The sequence below is a fragment of the Mucilaginibacter sp. PAMB04168 genome (assembly GCF_039634365.2).
Lineage (GTDB): Bacteria > Bacteroidota > Bacteroidia > Sphingobacteriales > Sphingobacteriaceae > Mucilaginibacter.
Window position 1 is genome coordinate 461,360 of record NZ_CP155079.2, and the last position, 21,628, is coordinate 482,987.

The window sequence follows — 21,628 nt, forward strand, 5'->3', positions numbered from 1 at the left end:
GCAAAAGCAGGGTTTATAAATAGCCCTGCTTTTTTTTCATATTTGCTTATGCTGCACCTATCCAATACTATCCGTTTTTTGCTTTTGTTTCTTTTGTCGGTTGCTGTTTTATACATCTCGCAATCGGTACTTATTCCACTAACTTATGGTGCCGTACTGGCTATGTTGCTTATGCCCTTTAGTAACTGGCTTGAAAGGAGGGGGCTAAACCGGGGGCTTTCTTCGTTTGTAAGCTTACTCTTTTTTTTTCTGCTTGTAGTTGGCCTGGTTTTGCTGTTGCACTGGCAAATTGGTGATTTGTTAAAAGATTTTTCTAAACTACAGGCGCAGTTAAGCGATTTATTTGATCAGTTGAAGCAATTTGTGCGTTCGCAATTTGGCATTACTACCCGCGAGCAACAGCAAATAATTAAAGAACAAAAATCGGGCGGGATGGAAAAAGCTGCAGGGATGGCCTTGGGTACTGTTATTTCAACTTTAAGTTTATTGGTGAGTGTGGTGCTGGTGTTGGTGTATGTGTTTTTGTTCCTTTACTTCCGTTCTCATTTCAAAAACTTTGTGCTCAGACTTGTAGCCGTAGAGAATAAACCTGTGGCTGAGAAAATCATGTACCGGGCCAGTCGCGTAACGCAGCAGTATATAACGGGCCTTGCTGTTATGATTGTTATGCTTTGGATTATGTATGGCATTGGTTTTAGCATTGTAGGTATCAAAGGCGCTATATTTTTTGCCATTTTATGTGGCATACTGGAAATTATTCCTTTTGCAGGGAATATTACAGGTACTTCTATTACGGTGCTTATTGCCTTTGCGCAGGGCGGTGATATTAACGTAGTATTTGGCGTGCTTATAACTTATGCTATTGTACAGTTTACACAAACCTACGTGCTGGAGCCGCTGATAGTTGGTAACCAGGTTAATTTAAATCCGCTATTTACTATTTTAATAATTGTTGTAGGAGAGGCTATTTGGGGCATTGCCGGTATGGTGCTTGCCATACCGCTGCTGGGTATGTTTAAGGTACTGTGTGACCATATAGAGCCACTAAAGCCATACGGATACCTTATAGGCAACCAAAGCGCCAAAGAAGACAAGAGCATGTTTAAAAAGCTATTTGGTATAAAAGAAGATTAGCTCAATACTTCTTCCAGCACTTCATGCGAGCGTATGTAGCCGAATCCTTCAATGTGAAGGGCATAGTATTCCAGCAGCCGGGTTATGAGGTAGCGGCGCTCGTCATTACCCAATTTAATTGTTTTTAAATTGTCGAAGCCGCGGGCTAATAGCTGGTAAAAGTTTTGCGTATGCGGTGGTGAAAGAAAAAGACTGCTCTCGGGTTTAAAACGGGTAAAAACGCCGTTGCGCATGTCAAAATAATCGGCATCTGTAGCGGTGCTGTTATCCGGGTAAAAGCCCAGATAGCGGGTAAGCCCAATTAAAAATACGAGGTGAAAGTTGGGCAACCCTTCATTTAGGTTATCCAATAGCTCAACACTTCTAAAAATATATTCGAATAATTGTTCATCGGGCGTTTGCTGTTTGATGGCTTTGTACAATACTTCGTTCAAAAATAAGGCGATACTGCTTTTTACTACATCGTAAGGCATGTGCTGTAGTAGTGGCACATTTTTAAGTTCTTTGATACGTTGAACGGCACCTGTATTTTTATGATACACCACCAGATCGAGCAAATGCAGGGGCTGCAGCATATTGCGTGATATTTTAGCTTTTGGCTTTTTTACACCATTAATGATGTAAGATTGTAATCCAAATTTCTCGGTAAGGATCTGTACTATGGCGCTGGTTTCGCCGTAGTCAGTTAACTTAAGTACAATGCCTCTGGTTTTATGCAGCATGTTTTATAAGGCTTATAAGCTTGGGTAAAAAGATAACAAGGCCGGTTGCCAATGCAAAAAGTGCGGTTAGCAGCACAGCCGCTGCCGATATGTCTTTCACATGCCCCGCCTTTGGGTTGTACTCCGGCGATACGAGGTCTGTTAAAAGCTCTATGGCGGTGTTAAGTAGTTCTACTAATAACACCAGGGTAATGCAAAGGCTAATCCAAAGCCACTCAGTCGCCGAAATGTGCAGCGAGTAGCCCATAAACACGGCTAAAAGCATAGCCACCAAATGCACTCTAAAATTAAGCTGTGTAAGCATAGCATACTTTAGCCCCGTAAATGCATAGCCAAATCCCTTTAAAAATTTATTCATACCCGGCACTAAAATACAACAACAAATGTCCTGTAAGGTTAACTGTTAAATTTTGTTAGGCCGATAAAATTCGTTGCCGGATTCCTAAGTTAACTTTGCATCTGTTGTGCCATGTGGTAACGAATTTAGTTTTAAACTATAGATGTACTTATTTAACAAATTAAAGTAATATAGCATCCGCAATAAGTTTGAATGTGCTAAACTGTTGAACATTTAATATGGATTTAAAACTTACCCATAAAGTAGCACTTGTGCTGGCTTCGAGCAAAGGCTTAGGCAAGGCAATTGCCACAACACTGGCTATGGAGGGTGCAATTGTAATTGTTGCCTCAAGAAATATTGATGAACTCACTAACGCAGCTCAGGATATTGAGCAGCAAACCGGTGGCTCCGTTACCGCTATTGCTGCTGATGTAACTAAAGCTACCGATACGGAAAACCTGATTAGCCAGGTGGCCGAAAAGTTTGGCCGGATAGATATTTTGGTAAACAATGCGGGCGGGCCACCCTTTGCGGCGTTTGAGACTTTTAACGAAGAACAATGGCAAAATGCCTTTGATCTGAATTTGCTGAGTTTTGCCCGGCTGAGCAGGCTTGCTTTGCCGCATATGAAGAAGACAGGAAGCGGCCGTATTATCAACATCATTAGCGGGTCGGTTAAATCCGTTCTGGCCAACTCGGTGCTTTCAACCAGTATGCGTATGGGTGTTGTAGGCATGGCTAAAATGATGGCTGACGAACTGGGGCCTTACAATATAACAGTAAACAACGTAGCGCCAGGTATGATACTTACCGACCGCCTAAAGCACACGCTGCCGCCCGGTAAGAATGCTGATGAAGCGCTGAAAGAACGGGCCGCTAAAATACCATTGGGCCGTATTGGTGAGCCGCATGAGCTGGCCGCTTTAGTAGCTTTCCTGGTTTCGGCGCAAGGCTCGTACATTACCGGCGCAACCATACCGGTTGATGGCGGTGCCAGCCGGAGCATTTATTAATTATAGGCAAAGCGCCAGGGGCAATTGTCAGGAAACTTTTTCGGGCAGTTGCCGCTTGTAATCCTCCCACCAATCAATATAGCCTTTTAAGGCAAGTAAGGCATACACGCCAAACATGAAAGCGGTTGGCTGCAGGTCTTTGCTAATATAGATGCCTACATATATAACATCCACAAAAATCCAGATAAGCCAGTTTTCCAAAATTTTGCGGGCCATAAATACCTGCGCTGTTAAGCTAACAACGGTACAAAAACTATCCAGGTAGGGAAAAGCCGCTGGTTGATAATGTAACACTGAAGACAGTTTGACCAATAAAAAGCCTAAGGCTGGTGATACCAGCGCTGCTACTAAGAGCAAGGTGACAACCAACTTTTTATTAATTCGCACAACGGGAACCTTATGGGTATGAGCAGGCTGCCTGCTCCAATAATACCAACCGTAAATATTAATTACAAACAGATAAGCGTTCTGGCACATATCGGCATACAATGCTGCCTTAGCAAAAATGAAAATGTAAATGGCAGTGTTAACAATTGCAAATGGCCAGTTCCAAATATTATTGATGGCAGCCAGATAAACGCATAGGAGGCCTGTAACAACGCCGGTAAGTTCGAGCCAGCTTTGCTGCTGAAGCCAGTCGGCTATAGCGAAAAAAAGATGCATGTGTAAATTTATAAATTTAAATAAGAGTTTATAAGCGTCATCATGAGGGTTATAAGTCGTGACAATAGCTCGCTCACTCGAGTTGCCAAAGGCTGTGTGATTTTGATACAAAATTCTACTTATTGTATGTTTTAAGGTACATGTTTTTCAAAATTGTGTCTGTTTTTATGGAATTGTTTCAAAAAGAGTACATCAAAATTTAAGCAGCATAAATATTTCGAAATAATTTTGGCTGTTCAAAAACCTATTTAAATACCTTTTTAAGGCTGTTGGATGTTATTTTTAAGAAAGTTTTAGAAGTGTTTTAGTGGATCTTTTTCAAGCTTTATGAAAAGGTTAACACTGATTAAATTATTAGAAATTAGTTTTTTTGAGGGTGTAATGGTTTGATAATTAAGCATTAATTATTGAGGAGGGCTTAAATCCAATAAACGGTTATTGGATTTTTATGGATGAAAATGTCAAATGATTCACTTGTATCTGGTATCAACAAAATGAAGGTGATAACTGGCTTTTAAAATTTGTGGCTTCACTTTTGTTATTATCTTAACGACTCTGCATCTAACTGAAAAACGGAAATAAAATGTAACATCTACCTATGTTACAACATATTTAAAGAGAATTCTCAAGCACCCAAGTTGAGATGATTTTGTTCTTTGTTTTGGGTTTAATCAATAGTTTAAATTAATTAGGGGAAAGGGAGCTTCGAAAGTAGCTCTCTTTTTTTATGCCAAAAATTTAGGTTAAACCCTTTTCTTGTTGTATCGTCAAAATCTACATAGTTGGTAGATTATATAGATGCTTTTCATTTACTTTGCTGCCACCATATGTTAATCTCTTACATGAAGAAATTATTTGCGTTCACCTTTGTAGCCCTGTTGTTTTCAGTCTCGGTCTTTGCTCAAGGTAAATTAAAAACAGGAATTTGGCGCGGCGTGTTAAAGCCGGCCGCCGGCGAACTGCCTTTCAACTTCGAAGTGAAAGATACAGCAGGCCGTCAGCAATTAACCATCATTAACGCAAACGAGCGGTTTAAGGTAACAGATATAAAATTTAACGCCGACTCTGTATTTATAAATATGCCGTTGTTCGACTCTGAGTTCAAACTGCAGCAACAAGGTGCTGGTCTTACCGGTCAGTGGATTAAACACCTGGGCAATAGGGACGCCGCTACGCCCTTTACGGCCACGTATGGTGATAAATGGCGTTTCTTCAAATCGCCCGAGAAGCCTTTCCTTAACATCTCAGGCCGGTGGTCGGCCGTGTTTGGTGAAGGTGCCGACCGTGATACTACAGTAGGGGAGTTTAAGCAAACCGGCAACCGCATTACTGGCACCTTTTTAACTACCACTGGCGATTACCGTTATCTGGAGGGGAGCGTTAGTGGCAACAAACTTTACCTGTCCTGCTTTGACGGCGGCCACGCATTTCTTTTTACCGCAACTATTAAAGATGGGCAAACGATAACCGATGGCCATTTTGGTACAACACCGTGGGCTGCCGTTAAAAATGCCAACGCCAAACTACCTGATGCATACTCATTAACCGTTTTGAAGCCGGGCTATAAACGAATTGATTTTTCTTTTCCGGATCTAAACGGACAAAAGGTTTCTTTGAATGACGCTCGTTTCAAAAATAAGGTGGTGATATTACAGGTAATGGGTTCATGGTGCCCTAATTGTATGGATGAAACAGCCTACTTAGTAAACTACTACAAAAAGTACCACAACAAAGGCGTTGAAGTTGTTGGATTGGCTTATGAACGTACAGCCGATTTTGAGAAATCAAAAAAAGCCGTAACGCAGGAGAAAAATCATTTTAACATACCTTACCCTCTGTTGCTAACCGGTTACACCAACAACAAAAAAGAGACCGCTAAAAGTCTGCCTATGCTCAGCAATTTTTTAGCGTTCCCTACCACCATTATAATTGATAAAAAGGGCGAAGTGCGCAAAATTTATACCGGCTTTAGCGGCCCCGGTACAGGCGCTTATTACAGCGGGTTTGTAAACGAGTTTGAGAGGTTGACAGATAATTTGCTGGCCGAAAAGTAGTACTTCCTCAGGTATTTAGCTGTAGGATTGCCGTTAATCTTCATCAAAGATATCATTGTAATGATAGTGGAAAATCTTTTCGGAACAAAAGGGTTATTGGTCTTCCACTCCGAAAAGATCTCTCGTTTATTTAAAATGACTCACGGGTTTGTTTAAGCCTTCCTTTCAAAAGAATTTTACAAGGTGCCGTCAAGAAACAAACTTTCCTTAATCTCCGGAATTATTTCGTGCTCTTTGGCTTTGTCAAACATCAGTTGTATAGCTTTTTTGCCCTCAACTCCCAGGTCAAGCGAGTATTGATTTACATATAAGTCAATGTGCTTGTACATTACCTCCTCGCTCATTTCCTGCGCGTGCGAACGGATAAAATCCAGACCCGATTTCGGATTGGCAAATGCATATTCAACCGAGCGGCGCAATACACGGTTAATTTTGTGCTGCACCTCTACCGGTAATTTACGGTTGGCTACAATACCACCAAGTGGTATAGCACACCCTGTTTGTTTTTCCCAGTAATCACCCAGATCCAAAATTTTCTTCAGACCCTTGTCTTGGTAAGTAAAGCGATTTTCGTGGATGATGAGTCCAACTTCAATGCGGTCATCCAGCAGCGCTTGCTCAATATCCGAAAAAACAATCTCCTGTTTATTAACTGCATTTGGAAAGGCCAGGCTCAGCAAAAAGTTTGCGGTAGTGTATTTGCCCGGTATACCAATGCGAATGGTGCGGTTTTCGGATTGCAGATCGGCATAAGCTTTTTGCTCATCACCCTTGCAAATTAATAACGGCCCTACGCCAAAACCAAGGGCGCTGCCGGCATCAAGCAATACATACTTGTTGGCCACATAAGCAAATGCATGGTAGCTTAGTTTGGTCACATCCAATTCGCCACGCATCGCTTTGTGGTTTAAGGTTTCTACATCATCATAATACACCTCAAAATTTAAACCTTCGGTGTCAATTTTATGATGAATAAGCGCATCAAAAATAAAAGTATCGTTGGGGCATGGCGAAAAGCCTAGTGTTAATTTCATAACGTTTTATTTGTAGGGATGTATTGCAGGTTGTGGGTAATGTTACAGCTTTTTAAAAACATCAAAATCTGCAACACACAATTCACAACCCGCGGAGTAACGCTTCTGCAAATGTATTTAGATTTTTAATGGCTAAACCTATTTTCCAGGCATCGCGATTGCGCTTCTCTACATAATTTGACACTGCCCTGATTTGCAAAGCAGGCACACAAGCCTGCTGGCAAGCATAAAAAAAGGCCGCGCCTTCCATGCTCTCCAGTTGCAGGCTAATGCGCTGTTGAAGGTTTGCGATGGATGTATCGTTGCCATGAACGGTATTCACCGTAGCTGCAGTTACCTGCCTAACGGCTTGCCGGGAAGAATATTGAGTGAGGCGGGCATGGGTTGTATAAGTTATTTGCCCAAATCCTAAAGCATCCAGCGTGATAAAGTCTTGGTCGTTTTCGGCGCCTGATTCAGTAAAGGTATCCTGGGTTATCTCTACCACCTCTCCTAAAGCAATATCCCTGTCAAAGCTACCGGCTATGCCTAAATTAATAGCCAGATCATACTGATTGATAGCCAAATGCTGCCCCAGTGCATAAGCGGTTGCCACCATGCCAACGCCGGTAATGAGGGTATGAAATGCGGTTTCGTTAGATTGGGATGCATTAAATGAGGAGCGGACGAAGGATGATTCGCCATCGACAGGCTTTTGCAATTGATTTTTAGTCTTTTCCGTATTGCATAAATCCTCTTGCTCGGTACTTCGTTTTCCGTTGTTCGTTCCAAAAACGCCACTCTCCAGCAAAGGGCCTATTTCCTCACGTGTGGCGGCTACCAGCAATATATTCATGCAGGCTAAGATAAAACAACTTGCCTGTTTTTGTTTTGTATATTTGCACCCAATAATTGTTATGATGATACATATAACGCGCAAAGAGCATTTTAATGCTGCACACCGGATGTACCGTGAGGAATGGAGCGCAGAAAAAAATCAGGAAGTATTTGGAAAGTGCGCCAACCCTAACTGGCACGGGCACAACTACAATTTGTTTGTTACCGTAAAAGGCGAAATAACGCATGCTACCGGTTATCTGATTGATTTAAAAGAGCTCAAAGAGATTATTAACGAGCATGTAATTGAAAAGCTTGACCACAAGAACCTGAATAAGGATGTTGACTTTATGCAGGGTAAAATGGCATCAACCGAAATACTTTGCATCGAAATATTTAACCAGTTAAAAGCGCCTATTGAAGCTTACGAAGGTGTTTTTTTACACTCTGTAAGGCTGTTTGAAACCGAAAATAACTCTGCCGAGTACTTTGGCAACTAATACAATTTCATGATTGACGACGACGACAACCTGCCCGACCGGAACGAAGGTATAGAAGGTTATCAAAAAATTGACCGCTATAATCCTGAGCTGATCACTAATTTATCCGGCAGCTACCACAACGTACTAAAGCAAATAGGGGAAAACCCCGACCGTGAAGGATTGCTTAAAACGCCTGAACGTATGGCTAAAGCTATGTTGTACTTAACCCATGGGTATGATTTAGATGCTAAGGAAATACTAACATCAGCTATGTTTAAAGAGGAATATAGCCAGATGGTTGTGGTAAAAGATATTGAAGTGTACTCTATGTGTGAGCACCACATGCTGCCATTTTTTGGAAAAGCTCACGTCGCTTATATTCCTAATGGCCACGTAGTGGGTTTAAGCAAGATACCACGGATTGTTGATGTGTTTGCACGCCGCTTACAGGTGCAGGAGCGCCTAACCAATGAGATTCGCGATTGTATACAAGATACTTTGCAACCATTAGGCGTTGGTGTAGTAATTGAATGCCGGCATTTATGCATGAGCATGCGCGGCGTACAAAAGCAAAACTCGGTAACGACCACTTCGGCCTTTAGCGGAGAATTTTTTAAAGAGAAAACCCGGACGGAATTCTTAAATCTGATAACCAGTAAATTAAGTTAAAGAAGAGCCAAAAAGCAGGTAACTAAAGTGCCAAGAAGGCAACTGAGCCGTGCTATTAAGACAACTTAAATTATTTAACTGAATTACTCAATAACCAATAATTAACGTGAAAGCATATATTTTTCCAGGCCAGGGTGCTCAGTTTGTAGGTATGGGCAAAGACCTGTACGACCAGCACGAAGGTGCCCGCCAACTGTTTGAGCAGGCTAACGAGATACTGGGTTTCCGCATTACCGATATTATGTTTAACGGTACCGACGAAGACCTGAAGCAAACCAGGGTTACCCAGCCTGCAATATTTTTACACTCCGTAATTTTAGCTAAAGTTGCCGGTGATGATTTTAAACCGCAGATGGTTGCCGGTCACTCCTTAGGAGAGTTTTCGGCGCTGGTGTCTGCCGGTGCTTTGTCATTCGAAGATGGCCTTAAACTGGTTGCTGCACGTGCTAATGCCATGCAAAAAGCCTGCGAAATACAGCCCTCAACCATGGCTGCTGTTTTGGGCCTGGATGATTTTACGGTTGAAGATATTTGCCAGCAGGTAAGCGAAGTTGTTGTGCCCGCCAATTACAATTGCCCGGGTCAGTTAGTTATTTCGGGCACAATAGCCGGTGTGGAACTGGCGTGCGAAAAAATGAAAGCCGCTGGTGCCAAACGTGCACTCATTTTAAATGTGGGCGGTGCATTCCATTCGCCGTTAATGGAAGCTGCACGGGTTGAACTGGAGCACGCCATTGTAAATACTAACATACAAGAGCCTGTTTGCCCAATTTACCAGAACATTGATGCCAAGCCTTATACTGACGCTGCCTTAATTAAGCAAAACTTAGTTGCTCAGCTAACCGGTGCTGTACGGTGGACCCAAACGGTAACACATATGCTACAGGACGGCGCCACATCGTTTACCGAGGTGGGCCCTGGCAATGTGCTGCAGGGACTGGTTAAAAAAGTTGACCGAAGCGCTGCGACCGATAGTTTAACCGTAGCCCAATAATTTTATAAAAGCCGCAAACCAATGCGGCTTTTATTTTTTATGATATATTTGATTTCTACAACATCTGCAATACCAAATTGACCACCTTTACCAAAATACGTTTATTACTGGCTTTGCTGTGTGCCAGCTTGCTGCTCACCGCAATAATTTTACGTAACAGTTATACACCGCGCAACGGTTTTATGCGTAGCGCGCACCTGCTTGAAGAAAATTTGCACCAAAAGGAAAAGCAGGTAGACAAGTTGTTTTCGGGTAAGCAGTTTGAATTGCTTAAGCAGATGCCCGACAATAACCAGGAAGCGTTAAAGCTAATTGAAAATCTTACAGTACAGCAACGCATTTGGTTAGTTACCTACAAAAACAATAAGCTGGCTTACTGGACTGGTGTAAAGGTCATCCCCGAACGCTTCAATAAATATAAACCGGGCAGCAGCTTTATAAAAGAGTCTAACGGTTATTATGAGGCTATACAAAAAACCGAGGGCAATTTTACGGCTATAGCGTTCATCTTCGTTAAAAGTAAATTTAGGTTTCAGAATGAGTTTCTGCAAAATGTGTTCGAGCCTAAATTGCTTAGAAATAACAACATTGACATAGCCGATGTTGATGATAAAGACGTTTACCACATCCATAATAATAATAAACAATACCTTTTTTCGGTTAAGCTTGTACCTGATGCTGTTAATTATACGCACCTAACCTGGGAGATAGTGTTATGGCTGGCCGGACTATTGTTTTTTTGCCTGCTCGTAATCAGCATTTGCAATCACTTTGTGCATCGTAAAAAGTTCGGGCTATCGGTAGTTGTACTGGCATGCAGTATACTGCTTATCCGTTTTATAAACCTGTATTTTCACCTGCCCGATTTTAGCAGTAGTTTACGCTTGTTCAATCCCCATTTATTTACACTGAACAAGCTGTTTCCAAGCCTTGGCGACCTTGGCATAAACACGCTTTTTTTATGCTGGTTTGTTGCGTACCTCTATAGCTATCGGCATAAATTACTAAAGCGCCCGCCTGCAAAAACAATGAGTTACCTTATATTCATTGGTGCAATTGGGGTGCTTATGCTGGCTTCTTCGGGCATGCTGTATTTGTACAAGCAGTTAGTTACCAATTCCAACATTAACTTTGACGTTAACAACGTACTCAATTTGACCGGGTACAGTTTGGTAGGCGTATTGCTGTCGTGCTTCAGCTTTTTGATATTTTATCTTTTAGTTGAAACCTTACTGGTAGTAAACGAAAAGTTAAGCATTAAACCAAAGGTGAAGCTGGCTATTTTTGCTGGTGTTATCTTGGCAGCTACTTTAATCTCTCTCTCAACAGGGTTTACGCTTTTTTATCTGCTTTGGGCATTGCTGGTATTTATAAGGTATTATTCGTTAAAATATGACAGCGGTACGCTCAATGCTGTTACTTATGTAAGCATCATACTGATCTGCTCCTGGATAGCATCCATTAAGCTTAACCGCTTCGAAGCCGATAAGGAAAAAGGAACCCGCAAGCAACTTATTGAGCAGCTCAACAATGGCAATAACCCTAAGTTAACGCAAATATTTAAAAACGTTGAAAAGCAGATCGTACGTGACCCTGTGTTGCAGCGCTATTTTAATGATACCAGCCATAACGCAGGTTATTTAAGAAACCGCTTTCAGAGACTCTATTTTGATGGTTACCTTTCTGATTTTGATTGTACGATACATGAGTTTGACCGCAGTGGCCGGCCAATACTAAGCAACGACGACTACATTCTGAATGACTTTAAAGACATGGTTGTTTTCAGCTCGATTAAGGTGTCTGACTACTTTTACCGTGAAAATGAAAACTTCGGCTTTCTGAGTTACTTTGCCATACTTCCGGTTTATGCAAAAGATGCCTTGCTGGGTACGGTTATAGTAGAATTAAAATCTAAAGCCATACAAGATAGCGGCAGTTTCCCTGAGTTGCTTATAGACAATCAATTTAAGCGGGACACTAAATTTAAAAATTACTCTTTCGCTTTTTATAGCGATGGCCATTTACTAAGCCAGAGTGGTAGTTATGATTATAATGTTGTAAACGCTGATTTAAAAGGTGAACTTAAAAAATATACCTTTAAAACCACTTACGAAGATGATGACGCCAAGCCATGGTATCAGCGTTTAACCCGTTACAGCCATTTAATTTATCAGCCAAGCCTGCGTAAGGTTATTGTTGTATCAGCTCCGGAGAACGATCTGGTTACTTATGTAGCGTCGCTCACTTTCTTTTTTGTGGTGCTGCTTGCCTTTAGCGCCATCATTATTCTGGTTAATTGGTTATGGCGGCATGTTACCGTTATAAAAGTCACATCGCACAGCATACGCTGGAATTTTGGGTTTAAACGGCAGACGTTATTGTACAAAACCCGTATTCAGTTCTCCATGATATTTGCCGTTGTAGTTACTTTAGTGCTGGTAGGCGTTATTACTTTTCTATCTATCACTACGCAGTACGAAGAGCAGCAAAATGAAATGATCAGTACCAAGATCACCACCATTGCAGCGAAGTTTGAAAGCATTTTTCCGGAAAACCTGCAAAACATTGATGAAGATACGCAGGTTAGGTTCAATAACTTTGCCGACAATTTCTCTACCGACCTGATCCTGTTCAACAAAGATGGAATTCCGGTACTTTCAACCAGGCCTAAGATATATGATTATGGTATTTTAGGGCGCCGTATGCATGCCCGCGCCTTCGTTTTATTGAACAAGCTTCAGAAGTCGCTGCTTATTAATGACGAACGCATTGGGATACTCAATTATAAAGCAGCCTACGTGCCCATCCGTACTACTAAAAGCGGTACAATAGGTTATCTGCAATTGCCCTACTTTTCTAACGAGGCCGATTATCGTGAGCGTATTGGTACTTTCCTGAATGCCATGATCAATATTTACGCGCTTATATTTGTGGCTATAGGCATGTTCGCTGTATTGGTAGCCAGGCAAATAACAGCCCCGCTTAGCTTTATTCAATATAACCTGAGTAAAACCATTTACGGTAAAAAGAACGAGCCTATAAAATGGAATCAGGATGACGAGATAGGCGCCCTGATAAAAGAATATAACAAAATGATTGCCGCACTTGAGAACAGCGCCCAGCGACTGGCCCAATCAGAGCGGGAAAGCGCCTGGCGCGAGATGGCCAAACAGGTTGCCCACGAAATTAAGAACCCCCTTACGCCGCTTAAGCTGGGCTTGCAATTACTGGAAAAATCATGGAGAGATAAAGACCCCCGATTTGATGCCAAGTTTGAGCGTTTCAGTAAATCATTTGTAGAGCAAATAGAAAGTTTGTCGTCTATAGCGTCGGAGTTTTCGGCTTTTGCTAAAATGCCCGATACCCGCATGCAACGCCTCAGTATGTTTGAAACGTTGGGTCAGGCTGTTATTATTTTTAAGCATATGGATAATGTGAAAATTATCTATGAACACCCAGAAGCTGAATTTATGGTAATGGCCGACCGCGACCAGCTTTTGCGCTGCTTTAACAACCTGCTTAAAAATGCAATTGAGGCCATGCCCGAAAGCCGCTTGGGTGTCATTGAAATTACTTACACCATTAACAGGGGTAGCGTATTATTAAAGATACAGGATAACGGCAACGGCATCCCCGAAAACCTGCGCGACCGTATATTCGAACCCAACTTTACCACCAAAAGTTCGGGCACCGGTTTGGGACTGGCATTTGTGAAAAACTCTATCGAAAATGCCGGTGGCAGGGTATGGTATGAGACCGTCATAGGCGAGGGTACAACGTTCTTTCTGAACTTCCCGGAAGCAAAAGGATAAGTATTAGGCAGGTATGGGCTTCTTTTATAGCACACTCAGCTCAAGCAGTATGTGCTATAAAAGTGTTTTGCAATGAAAGGCATCATTGGCAGGAGCCAGGTATAAATGCCATTTGAGCCAAATAGTTAATGTCAGCTATCGTAGCCCTTCCCATTCTGCATAAAACTGTTCCAGGAAGGTGTGCATATACTCGTGCCTTTGCTCAGCCATGCGGCGTGCAGTTGGCGTGTTCATTTTATCTTTAAGCAGCAGCAGCTTTTCGTAAAAGTGATTGATTGTTGGAGCCGTTGTTTTCTTATACTCCTCTTTGCTCATTTGCAGGTTAGGGGGCAAAGTAGGATTATGTAATTCGCGGCCTTTAAATCCGCCGTAATTAAAAGCCCGTGCAATACCAATAGCGCCTATGGCATCCAGCCGGTCAGCATCCTGTACAACAGCCAGTTCGGGTGAGTGAAAAACCTGTTCAGCGAAGCTGGATTTGAAAGACATGTGCCTGATAATTTGCGCAACATGTTCTACAACAGCATCATCTACTTGCTCTCTTTTTAAAAAGGCAACAGCCGTTAGCGGACCAATCTCTTCATCACCATTATGAAATTTACTATCAGCAATGTCATGAAGCAGGGCGGCCAGTTCCACCACCATCAAATCGGCAGGTTCGGTTTGGGCAATGTGTTTGGCATTGTTCCATACGCGTAAAATGTGCCACCAGTCATGGCCACCTTCGGCCTGCTGTAGGGTCTGCTGCACATAGGCTGCCGTTTTATCAATAAGTTGTTGGGAATACATACTGTTATATTTGCTGGCTATAAGCTGCAAATATAACAGTGAAAAAATAATGTTAGGCGCTTACTGATGCAACCTGCATAAATTGAGCCGGTTCGGTATGTTCGGCTTTAATAAGTTCGAATAAATCTACTTCCAATATTTGAGCTATCTGGTACAGTCGCTCCAGGGTTATTTTTGTATAACCGAGTTCTATTTTGCTGTAGGCATTTTGTGAAATGTCAAGCTTTAAGGCCAGATACTCCTGGGTGTAATTTCTAAACTCTCTTATTTTTCTGATGTTAACAGCAACAGTTTTAATCTTGTTCTTGATCGCTTCCTTCCCCATCATAATTTGTTTTTGATACCGGAATTTACGAAGTAGAACAACCAGCGGTTTTAAATATTTAATATGAATTAAAAAATTTATTCAAACGGTGTTTAGATTGCTGCAAATTAACCCTTAATAAGTAACAATTATAGCTGGTAACAGCGTGGCCATATCTAACGGAACCTGATTGGTAGCAAAAATTGGCTTGCGTTTTTTATAGGAATCATATACCTGTTTTTGTAAGGCGGCACTGGCTTTACCCGCCGGCATATTTAAATTCACAGTGAACGATATCACAAAATCATGCAATTTTTCTTCATCAGGGATAACCCATTTGCGGTCTGATTTTCTCAGAGCATCAATAAATGGTACAGTGATGATGTAATCGTCAGCATAGTACACAACTATTTTTTGAATGGCACCTTTTTGATCTGCTGTAAATTTAAGAACTGCGGTACCTGTGGCTTTTGCCTTTTTTAGTTCATCGGGTATAACAACACTATTTTTAAAATAGTTCATCATCACCTCGCGGCCACCCTGAAATGGAAAGGCCAGGCCTTGCTGTGCACGACTGTGCAAAGCCGATAATAAAATAGCGGCTACAAAAATAAAACGTTTCATTTATTCTGATTTGGGTTCACGTTTACTGCCTTCGTAAATAGTGTATTCCAGTAAGCGGCAGTCGAGCTTACCATTGTAAAATTCAATGCGGCGGCTGGCCTGTAAACCAATTTTTTTGGCCAAATCGGGGTTGCCCGTAAATACGTAACCTTTATAACCTTTGCATTGTTGCTTCAGGTAATCGCCTATGCGGGCGTAAGTGGCTTCGAGCTTAGTATGTGTGCCTAGGCGTTCGCCATACTCTGGGTTAAACATTACTATGCCATGTTGCTCGGGTACTTCGGTATCTGCGAAATCACAAACTGCAAAATCAATCAAATGTTCCACACCGGCGGTACGTGCGTTTTTTCGGGCAATATCCACTGCGTCGTCTGATATGTCGGTAGCGATGATCTTAAAGCCGGTATCCTTGCGTGCTTTATCTTTTAGCTTGCGTCGCTCAGTAAAAAACACCTGCTCATCATAACCCATAAAATGCATAAAGGCATAGTTCATCCTGAACAGGCCGGGGCTTTTATCGGTGGCCAGCAGGGCTGCCTCAATAGCCAGGGTGCCCGAGCCGCACATGGGATTGATAAAGGTGCTTTGTTTATCCCAACCGGTCGACATGATAGTGGATGCCGCCAGTGCTTCCAGCATGGGGGCTTTGCCTGGTATTTTGCGATAGCTGTGCTTGGCCAGCGTTTCGCCCGAGGTGTCAACAAAAATATCTGCCTTGTTATCCTGCCAGTACAAGTGCAGTACGGCCTTGTTAAGCTCCGGGCCAGAATTTGGCCGGATGCCTTTCTGTGCCTTGATGCGATCAACTACCGCGTCTTTCACCTTAACATTTGCAAACAGCGGCGTGCGTATATGCTCATTATTTACGTTAGAGGTGATGGAAAAATAGCCGCTAAAATCGATTAGCTTTTCCCACTCTATCTGTACCAGTTCATCATACAGCTGTTGCGGATCTTCTGCCTCAAAGCTTTTGAGCAGGTATAATATCTGGCTGGCGCAGCGTAAATTAAGGTTTAGCGGGATGCAGTCGTTTACCGTTCCAACCAGCTCAACACCGGTTTGAAACGTTCTTTTTATAGTGTAGCCCAAAGCCTCAACCTCTTGTTGCAGGTACGGCGAAAGGCGTTTATTGCAAGTAATAATTATTTTACTCTCAGTGTTAAAAATTTGCATGTTAAGCGCAAATTTAGGATTAAAATATGCTGAAAATGCAATCTTAAAATATTAACTTTACGTTTTATAAGCAAGATTATGGATATTAAAGGTAAAGTACACGAAGTATCGCCAACCCAACAGGTTACGGAATCGTTAAAGAAGAGAGAGCTGGTTGTTGAATATATAGAGAATCCGCAATACCCTGAGTACATTAAATTTGAAGCAATTCAGGACCGTTGCAATTTATTGGATAACGTACGTGTGGGTGATGATGTGGAGGTGTTTTTCAACCTTCGCGGTCGCCCATGGACTGACAAAACCGGTAAAAAAAGCTATTTTAACTCTCTGCAGTTATGGCGTATTAATGTATTAAGCGGCGGTGCAGCAAGCGCAACCCCTGAGTACGCTCCACCGGTTGATATTAACGCAGCTCCAGATGATGACGATCTGCCGTTCTAACCGGTTGTCGTAATATAGACACAAGATGATACAAAAGGCCATTTGAATAAATCAAATGGCCTTTTTGATTATATGATTTGCAATGCGTTTTTCATTTAGCAGCAGGCGTTAATTTAGTAAACTTTAATAGTGTTAAAAATTGTTAAAGAAACTTTGCTGAGCCTTAATAACATTATTTTTGTGATACAATGAAAAAGACGAGTATAGGATTAATTATTGGCCTGATGGGGTTTGCCCTGTTAGGCGTAATTGCTATGCAGTATTTTTTTCTGCGACAGTCTTACAAGCAGCAATCTGAGCTGTTTGACCGTGATGTGGCCGAGGCGCTTAATGTTGTTCAAGACAAATTAAAACAACATGATGCTAACCGTTTCTTAAATGACAGGGCCAATGGCGTCAAAACGCGTAAAATTACCCGTTATACGCTATCCAAAAAGAAAAGTGATTCCATAACAGAGGCATTGGTTAACAGCAAAAAACTGTCAGATAAAAGCAAAGCGCTGCACGACCTCAAAATATCGATGCTGCGCGATAGCCTGCAACGTATTTTACTAAGCAGTAAAGTAGATGAAGAGCTTTACGGCGAACCGCAGGAAGGCATGGTTAATGTACGTTTAAGGGTCGAAGAGTTTACCGATGAGCTGGGCTTTGTACACCAGCGCCCCCTGCCACCCGAAATTACCGATATTACCAAGCCCAAAAAGCTGCGAAAATATGATACGTCTTTCTATACCTACCCTGACCCTGTACTGGGCCGTCAGGTAGTAGCCGTAACGCACATTAACCCCCTCTGGCAACGCGAGCACGAGCGTAGGCTGAAGCAAAAGCGCATTAGTCAGATTAGGCAAATGCTCAAAGCTGATTCACTGGCGCAGCTCAAAAATGTAGATGTAACTGTAATGGCCAAACTGGCCGAAGAATATAACAAAGCTGATCAGCCACTCAAAGAGCGTATTGATCCGTTTTTTCTCGATTCGCTCCTGCGTTTAGAATTGCGTAACAAAGGCATCAGTTTGCCCCCTAGTTATGAGGTAACCTCTGCCAATAACGATTCGCTCCTGTTTTCAAAAGCCTATGATATTGTTGGCGAAAGGCCTGTTTTTAATGTGGCCGACACTTATGAAACGACCATCTTTGCCCAAGATGTAATCAATGATCCGGGTAAAATACGAATGTTTTTCCCCGACAAGAACTCGCATATCTTAAACACCATGACCTACATGCTGTCTATCAGCGGCGGGCTGTTGCTGGTGCTTATCTTTTGTTTCGGATATACCATCTTTTCTATCCTTAAGCAAAAGAAAATATCGGAGATGAAAACCGATTTCATCAACAACATGACACATGAGTTTAAAACACCGGTATCAACTATCATGATTGCCAGTGAGGCCTTACAGGATAAAGAGATTATTGAAGATAAAGCCCGTGTAGCCCGGTTGGCCAATATTATTTACGAGGAGAACGAGCGCCTGGGCAGCCATATAGAGCGGGTGCTGAACATTGCCCGTATTGAGAAGAACGACTTTAAACTGGATAAGAAACCGGTTGATGTGAATGACCTGATTGTAGAGGTGCTGGATAGCATGCAGCTTATTTTGCAGAAAAGCAATGCACAGGTTGATTTGCACCTTGATGCAGACGATGCCGTAATAGAGGCCGACGAGCTGCACTTCTCGAACGTAATTTATAACCTGATAGATAATGCCATTAAATACAGCCGCGAAAACCCGGAACTAACCATTACCACGCTCAACAAAGGTGGTCAGTTGGTTGTAAGGGTGGCCGATAGGGGTATAGGTATGAGCCGCGACCAGCAGGCTAAGATATTTGAGCAGTTTTACCGCGTACCAACCGGTAACCTGCACGATGTAAGGGGCTTTGGGCTTGGCCTGAGCTATGTGAACACCATTGTTAAGCGCCTGGAGGGAATGATTAGTGTGCGGTCGGAGAAAGAAAAAGGCTCTGAGTTTGAACTGAAATTCAACATTGCTGCATGAAGAGAATACTATTGGTAGAAGACGACCCTAACCTGGGCAACCTGCTGCAAGATTACTTACAACTGAAAGGCAAGTTTGACGTAGTGCTGAGTAAAGATGGTGAGGCCGGCTTGCGGGAGTTTACCAAGAGTGATTTTGATTTGCTGATACTCGATGTAATGATGCCCAAAAAAGATGGCTTTACCCTTGGTAAAGAGATCCGTAAGCTAAACCAGCAAGTGCCTATTATTTTTGCTACTGCCAAGGGAATGATGGAAGACAAAACCCAAGCCTTTAACCTTGGCGGCGACGACTATATAACCAAACCCTTTCGTATCGAAGAACTGCTGTTGCGTATTAATGCCTTGCTCAAGCGTACGGCTACAGGCGGTACTAAGGAAGAAGAAAAACCCACGCAGTTTAAAATAGGTAAATACGACTTCGATTTTACCGCTCAGGTAATACAATCAGACAGCGGCGTACAGAAGCTGTCCACTAAAGAAGCGGCATTATTGCGCTTGTTGTGCCTGCATAAAAATGAAGTACTTACCCGCGAGGAAGCGCTGCTTAATATATGGAATGACGACAATTACTTCAATGGTCGCAGTATGGACGTTTTTCTGAGCAAGATTCGCAAATACTTAAAAGATGATTCACGTGTGGAAATCATCAATGTTCATGGTCGCGGGTATAAATTATTAGTGAATTAATTTCCGCTGCTTTGTGCATTGTGTAAAGTGGGTTCGCATAATTTTCAAAGATTCCACTTTATGAGCCTCTATTTTAGCTCTCGTTGTAAAAAAAAGCCCTTTTCGTAACAAAGTTTTTAAGGCTTATTGCGATATGTTGTGTTTTATTTGAATAAGTTTGTTAAATCGATAACAAACTTATTCAAAATATGAAAAAATCTTTACTTTTTTCGTTGCTAACGGCAGGTATTAGCCTTTCTGCAGCAGCACAAGAGGCGGTTGATCAGGCAATCGTACAAAAAATACGTAATGAGGGTTTAAAAAACTCACAGGTTATGAAAACTGCGTTCTACTTAACGGATGTAGCCGGTCCGCGTTTATCTGGTTCGCCAGGCTTAAAAAATGCACAAAACTGGGCAGTAAAAGAATTGCAGAGCTACGGCCTGGTTAACGCTAAACTGGAACCTTGGGGCAAATTTGGTAAAGGCTGGCAGGTGAACAAAAACTATGCAGCTATTACAGTGCCCTACTACCATGCTATTATTGCCATCCCTAAAGCCTGGACCAGCAGCACTAAGGGCCTAATCAAAGGCGATGTGGTACTGGTAAAAGTAGATACCCTAACCGATCTGGCTAAATACAAAGGGCAATTAGGCGGCAAAATCATCGTATTCGACCAGGCTAATGCTTTGGTGCGTAGCAAGAACCCAGATGCCTCACGCTATACCGATGAGGAGTTAGCCAAAATGGCTGCTGTAACACCACAAGCTGGTGGTAGGGGCCAAAGGGCGGGCAACCCGCAAATGGAGGCATTTATGGCCGCGCGCCGTAAGGCCGCCGCTATGCGTGGCGCTATCAGCAGCTTTTTACAGCAGGAGAACGCCGCTTTAATATTAAGCCAGGGCCGTGGTACCGATGGTACGGTGTTCACCACTAACGGCGCATCATATGCCGATACAGCAAAAGCGGCTTTGCCGGAGCTGGAAACCAGCGGCGAAGATTACCTGCGCATAGTACGCCTGCTACGTGCCGGCCAAAAGGTGCAAATGGAAGCCGATGTGCAAACGCAATTTTACACCGACGATATGCAAGGATATAACGTAATTGCTGAAATACCGGGCACCGATAAAAAGCTGAAAGAGCAGGTGGTTATGTTAGGCGGCCACTTTGATTCATGGCACGCCGGTACGGGGGCTACCGATAATGCTGCAGGCAGTGCGGTAATGATGGAGGCCATGCGTATCCTGAAAACTATTGGCTTTAAACCTAAACGTACTATCCGTATTGCGCTTTGGAGTTCAGAAGAGCAAGGTTTGTTTGGCTCGAGGGGTTATGTGGCCCAGCACTTTGGTAAACGCGATACTTTAAAGGCTGAGCAGGCCAAGGTATCGGCTTACTATAACCTGGATAACGGTACCGGTAAAATCCGTGGCGTATACCTGCAAGGTAATGCAGCTGTTGGCCCAATTTTCCAGAGCTGGTTAGCGCCGTTTAACGATTTGGGCGCCACTACGGTTACCATCAGTAATACGGGTGGTACCGATCATCAGTCATTTGATGCCGTGAACATACCCGGCTTCCAGTTCATTCAGGATGGTATGGATTATAACACCCGCACTCACCATAGCAACCAGGACACTTATGACCGTTTAGTGGAAGACGACCTTAAACAGGCCGCTACCATTGTTGCCTCATTTGTGTATAATACAGCTCAACGTGCTGAGATGCTGCCACGTAAAGAAGCAGTTAAAGCAACCGGCACCAACTAATACAGTTTGAACTTATTCATAACAAAAACGGCCTGCCTTATAGGGAGGCTGTTTTTGTTTTGGATAGGTATTAATTAAGGTTGTAGCTTAATAGCGGTGTAATAAAGCGTTCCACCTGGCAAGCCTCGTG

The 21,628-nt window shown here is 42.7% G+C and carries 20 protein-coding genes; 11 read left to right on the forward strand and 9 right to left on the reverse strand.

Going from position 1 to position 21,628, the window contains the following annotated elements; translation table 11 throughout:
- The first annotated feature begins 48 nt into the window (after positions 1 to 48).
- Positions 49 to 1,134 carry an AI-2E family transporter gene (locus ABDD94_RS01755; RefSeq protein ID WP_345954441.1) on the forward strand — a complete coding sequence of 362 codons (1,086 nt, stop codon included), beginning with the start codon at positions 49 to 51 and terminating at the stop codon, positions 1,132 to 1,134.
- On the opposite strand, the gene recO is transcribed toward ABDD94_RS01755, so the two are convergent.
- Entirely contained in the window at positions 1,131 to 1,856 is a 726-nt protein-coding gene (gene recO, locus ABDD94_RS01760) for a DNA repair protein RecO (RefSeq protein WP_345949531.1), read from the reverse strand. The genes ABDD94_RS01755 and recO overlap by 4 nt on opposite strands.
- Entirely contained in the window at positions 1,846 to 2,214 is a 369-nt protein-coding gene (locus ABDD94_RS01765) for a diacylglycerol kinase family protein (protein ID WP_345954442.1), read from the reverse strand. Before ABDD94_RS01765 ends, recO begins: the two co-directional genes overlap by 11 nt.
- Before the next feature lie 218 nt (positions 2,215 to 2,432).
- Between ABDD94_RS01765 and ABDD94_RS01770 the strand changes: the two genes are divergently transcribed.
- Positions 2,433 to 3,209, forward strand: a complete 777-nt coding sequence (locus tag ABDD94_RS01770) for an SDR family oxidoreductase (RefSeq protein WP_345954443.1) — start codon at positions 2,433 to 2,435, stop codon at positions 3,207 to 3,209.
- 27 nt (positions 3,210 to 3,236) lie between these two features.
- Here the strand turns inward: ABDD94_RS01770 and pnuC are convergent, their stop codons facing one another.
- On the reverse strand, positions 3,237 to 3,872 hold the full coding sequence (gene pnuC / locus ABDD94_RS01775; RefSeq protein WP_345954444.1) for a nicotinamide riboside transporter PnuC: 636 nt from the start codon (positions 3,870 to 3,872) through the stop codon (positions 3,237 to 3,239).
- 842 nt (positions 3,873 to 4,714) lie between these two features.
- Between pnuC and ABDD94_RS01780 the strand changes: the two genes are divergently transcribed.
- Positions 4,715 to 5,926: a TlpA disulfide reductase family protein gene (locus ABDD94_RS01780; protein WP_345954445.1), complete on the forward strand. Its 1,212-nt coding sequence runs from the start codon at positions 4,715 to 4,717 to the stop codon at positions 5,924 to 5,926.
- Positions 5,927 to 6,102: 176 nt separating this feature from the next.
- Here ABDD94_RS01780 and ABDD94_RS01785 read toward each other — a convergent pair whose 3' ends face one another.
- Together ABDD94_RS01785 and mqnB are read right to left on the reverse strand one after the other, a co-directional pair.
- Positions 6,103 to 6,960 carry a 1,4-dihydroxy-6-naphthoate synthase gene (locus ABDD94_RS01785; RefSeq protein ID WP_345954446.1) on the reverse strand — a complete coding sequence of 286 codons (858 nt, stop codon included), beginning with the start codon at positions 6,958 to 6,960 and terminating at the stop codon, positions 6,103 to 6,105.
- Between the two features lie 82 nt (positions 6,961 to 7,042).
- Positions 7,043 to 7,795: a futalosine hydrolase gene (mqnB, locus tag ABDD94_RS01790; RefSeq protein ID WP_345954447.1), complete on the reverse strand. Its 753-nt coding sequence runs from the start codon at positions 7,793 to 7,795 to the stop codon at positions 7,043 to 7,045.
- Positions 7,796 to 7,859: 64 nt separating this feature from the next.
- On the opposite strand from mqnB, the gene ABDD94_RS01795 reads away from it, so the two are divergent.
- The 4 genes from ABDD94_RS01795 (at position 7,860) to ABDD94_RS01810 (ending at position 13,733) form a co-directional block, all read left to right on the forward strand.
- Complete coding sequence (locus ABDD94_RS01795; RefSeq protein WP_345952123.1) at positions 7,860 to 8,276, forward strand: 6-carboxytetrahydropterin synthase; 417 nt, start codon at positions 7,860 to 7,862, stop codon at positions 8,274 to 8,276.
- A gap of 9 nt (positions 8,277 to 8,285) precedes the next feature.
- Positions 8,286 to 8,927 carry a GTP cyclohydrolase I FolE gene (gene folE / locus ABDD94_RS01800; RefSeq protein ID WP_345949524.1) on the forward strand — a complete coding sequence of 214 codons (642 nt, stop codon included), beginning with the start codon at positions 8,286 to 8,288 and terminating at the stop codon, positions 8,925 to 8,927.
- A gap of 106 nt (positions 8,928 to 9,033) precedes the next feature.
- Positions 9,034 to 9,921 carry an ACP S-malonyltransferase gene (fabD, locus tag ABDD94_RS01805; RefSeq protein ID WP_345954448.1) on the forward strand — a complete coding sequence of 296 codons (888 nt, stop codon included), beginning with the start codon at positions 9,034 to 9,036 and terminating at the stop codon, positions 9,919 to 9,921.
- A 77-nt stretch (positions 9,922 to 9,998) separates the two neighbouring features.
- Positions 9,999 to 13,733, forward strand: coding sequence for an ATP-binding protein (locus tag ABDD94_RS01810; RefSeq protein ID WP_345954449.1), 3,735 nt, complete (start codon positions 9,999 to 10,001; stop codon positions 13,731 to 13,733).
- Positions 13,734 to 13,868: 135 nt separating this feature from the next.
- On the opposite strand, the gene ABDD94_RS01815 is transcribed toward ABDD94_RS01810, so the two are convergent.
- The 4 genes from ABDD94_RS01815 to ABDD94_RS01830 form a co-directional block, all read right to left on the reverse strand.
- Positions 13,869 to 14,522 (reverse strand): HD domain-containing protein, encoded by a 654-nt coding sequence (locus ABDD94_RS01815; RefSeq protein ID WP_345954450.1) that lies wholly within the window; start codon positions 14,520 to 14,522, stop codon positions 13,869 to 13,871.
- A gap of 52 nt (positions 14,523 to 14,574) precedes the next feature.
- Positions 14,575 to 14,850: a helix-turn-helix transcriptional regulator gene (locus tag ABDD94_RS01820; protein WP_345949520.1), complete on the reverse strand. Its 276-nt coding sequence runs from the start codon at positions 14,848 to 14,850 to the stop codon at positions 14,575 to 14,577.
- Positions 14,851 to 14,961: 111 nt separating this feature from the next.
- Complete coding sequence (locus ABDD94_RS01825) at positions 14,962 to 15,450, reverse strand: hypothetical protein (protein ID WP_345949519.1); 489 nt, start codon at positions 15,448 to 15,450, stop codon at positions 14,962 to 14,964.
- Positions 15,451 to 16,623, reverse strand: a complete 1,173-nt coding sequence (locus ABDD94_RS01830; protein ID WP_345949518.1) for a class I SAM-dependent RNA methyltransferase — start codon at positions 16,621 to 16,623, stop codon at positions 15,451 to 15,453.
- Between the two features lie 78 nt (positions 16,624 to 16,701).
- Here ABDD94_RS01830 and ABDD94_RS01835 point away from each other — a divergent pair, with 78 nt between their 5' ends.
- The 4 genes from ABDD94_RS01835 to ABDD94_RS01850 all read left to right on the forward strand — a co-directional run bounded on the left by ABDD94_RS01835 (position 16,702) and on the right by ABDD94_RS01850 (position 21,498).
- Positions 16,702 to 17,064 (forward strand): DUF3127 domain-containing protein, encoded by a 363-nt coding sequence (locus ABDD94_RS01835; protein WP_345949517.1) that lies wholly within the window; start codon positions 16,702 to 16,704, stop codon positions 17,062 to 17,064.
- Between the two features lie 188 nt (positions 17,065 to 17,252).
- Positions 17,253 to 19,061, forward strand: coding sequence for a HAMP domain-containing sensor histidine kinase (locus ABDD94_RS01840; protein ID WP_345954451.1), 1,809 nt, complete (start codon positions 17,253 to 17,255; stop codon positions 19,059 to 19,061).
- Positions 19,058 to 19,750 (forward strand): response regulator transcription factor, encoded by a 693-nt coding sequence (locus tag ABDD94_RS01845; RefSeq protein ID WP_345949515.1) that lies wholly within the window; start codon positions 19,058 to 19,060, stop codon positions 19,748 to 19,750. Before ABDD94_RS01840 ends, ABDD94_RS01845 begins: the two co-directional genes overlap by 4 nt.
- A gap of 188 nt (positions 19,751 to 19,938) precedes the next feature.
- Positions 19,939 to 21,498 carry a M20/M25/M40 family metallo-hydrolase gene (locus tag ABDD94_RS01850; protein WP_345954452.1) on the forward strand — a complete coding sequence of 520 codons (1,560 nt, stop codon included), beginning with the start codon at positions 19,939 to 19,941 and terminating at the stop codon, positions 21,496 to 21,498.
- Positions 21,499 to 21,628: the final 130 nt, after the last annotated feature.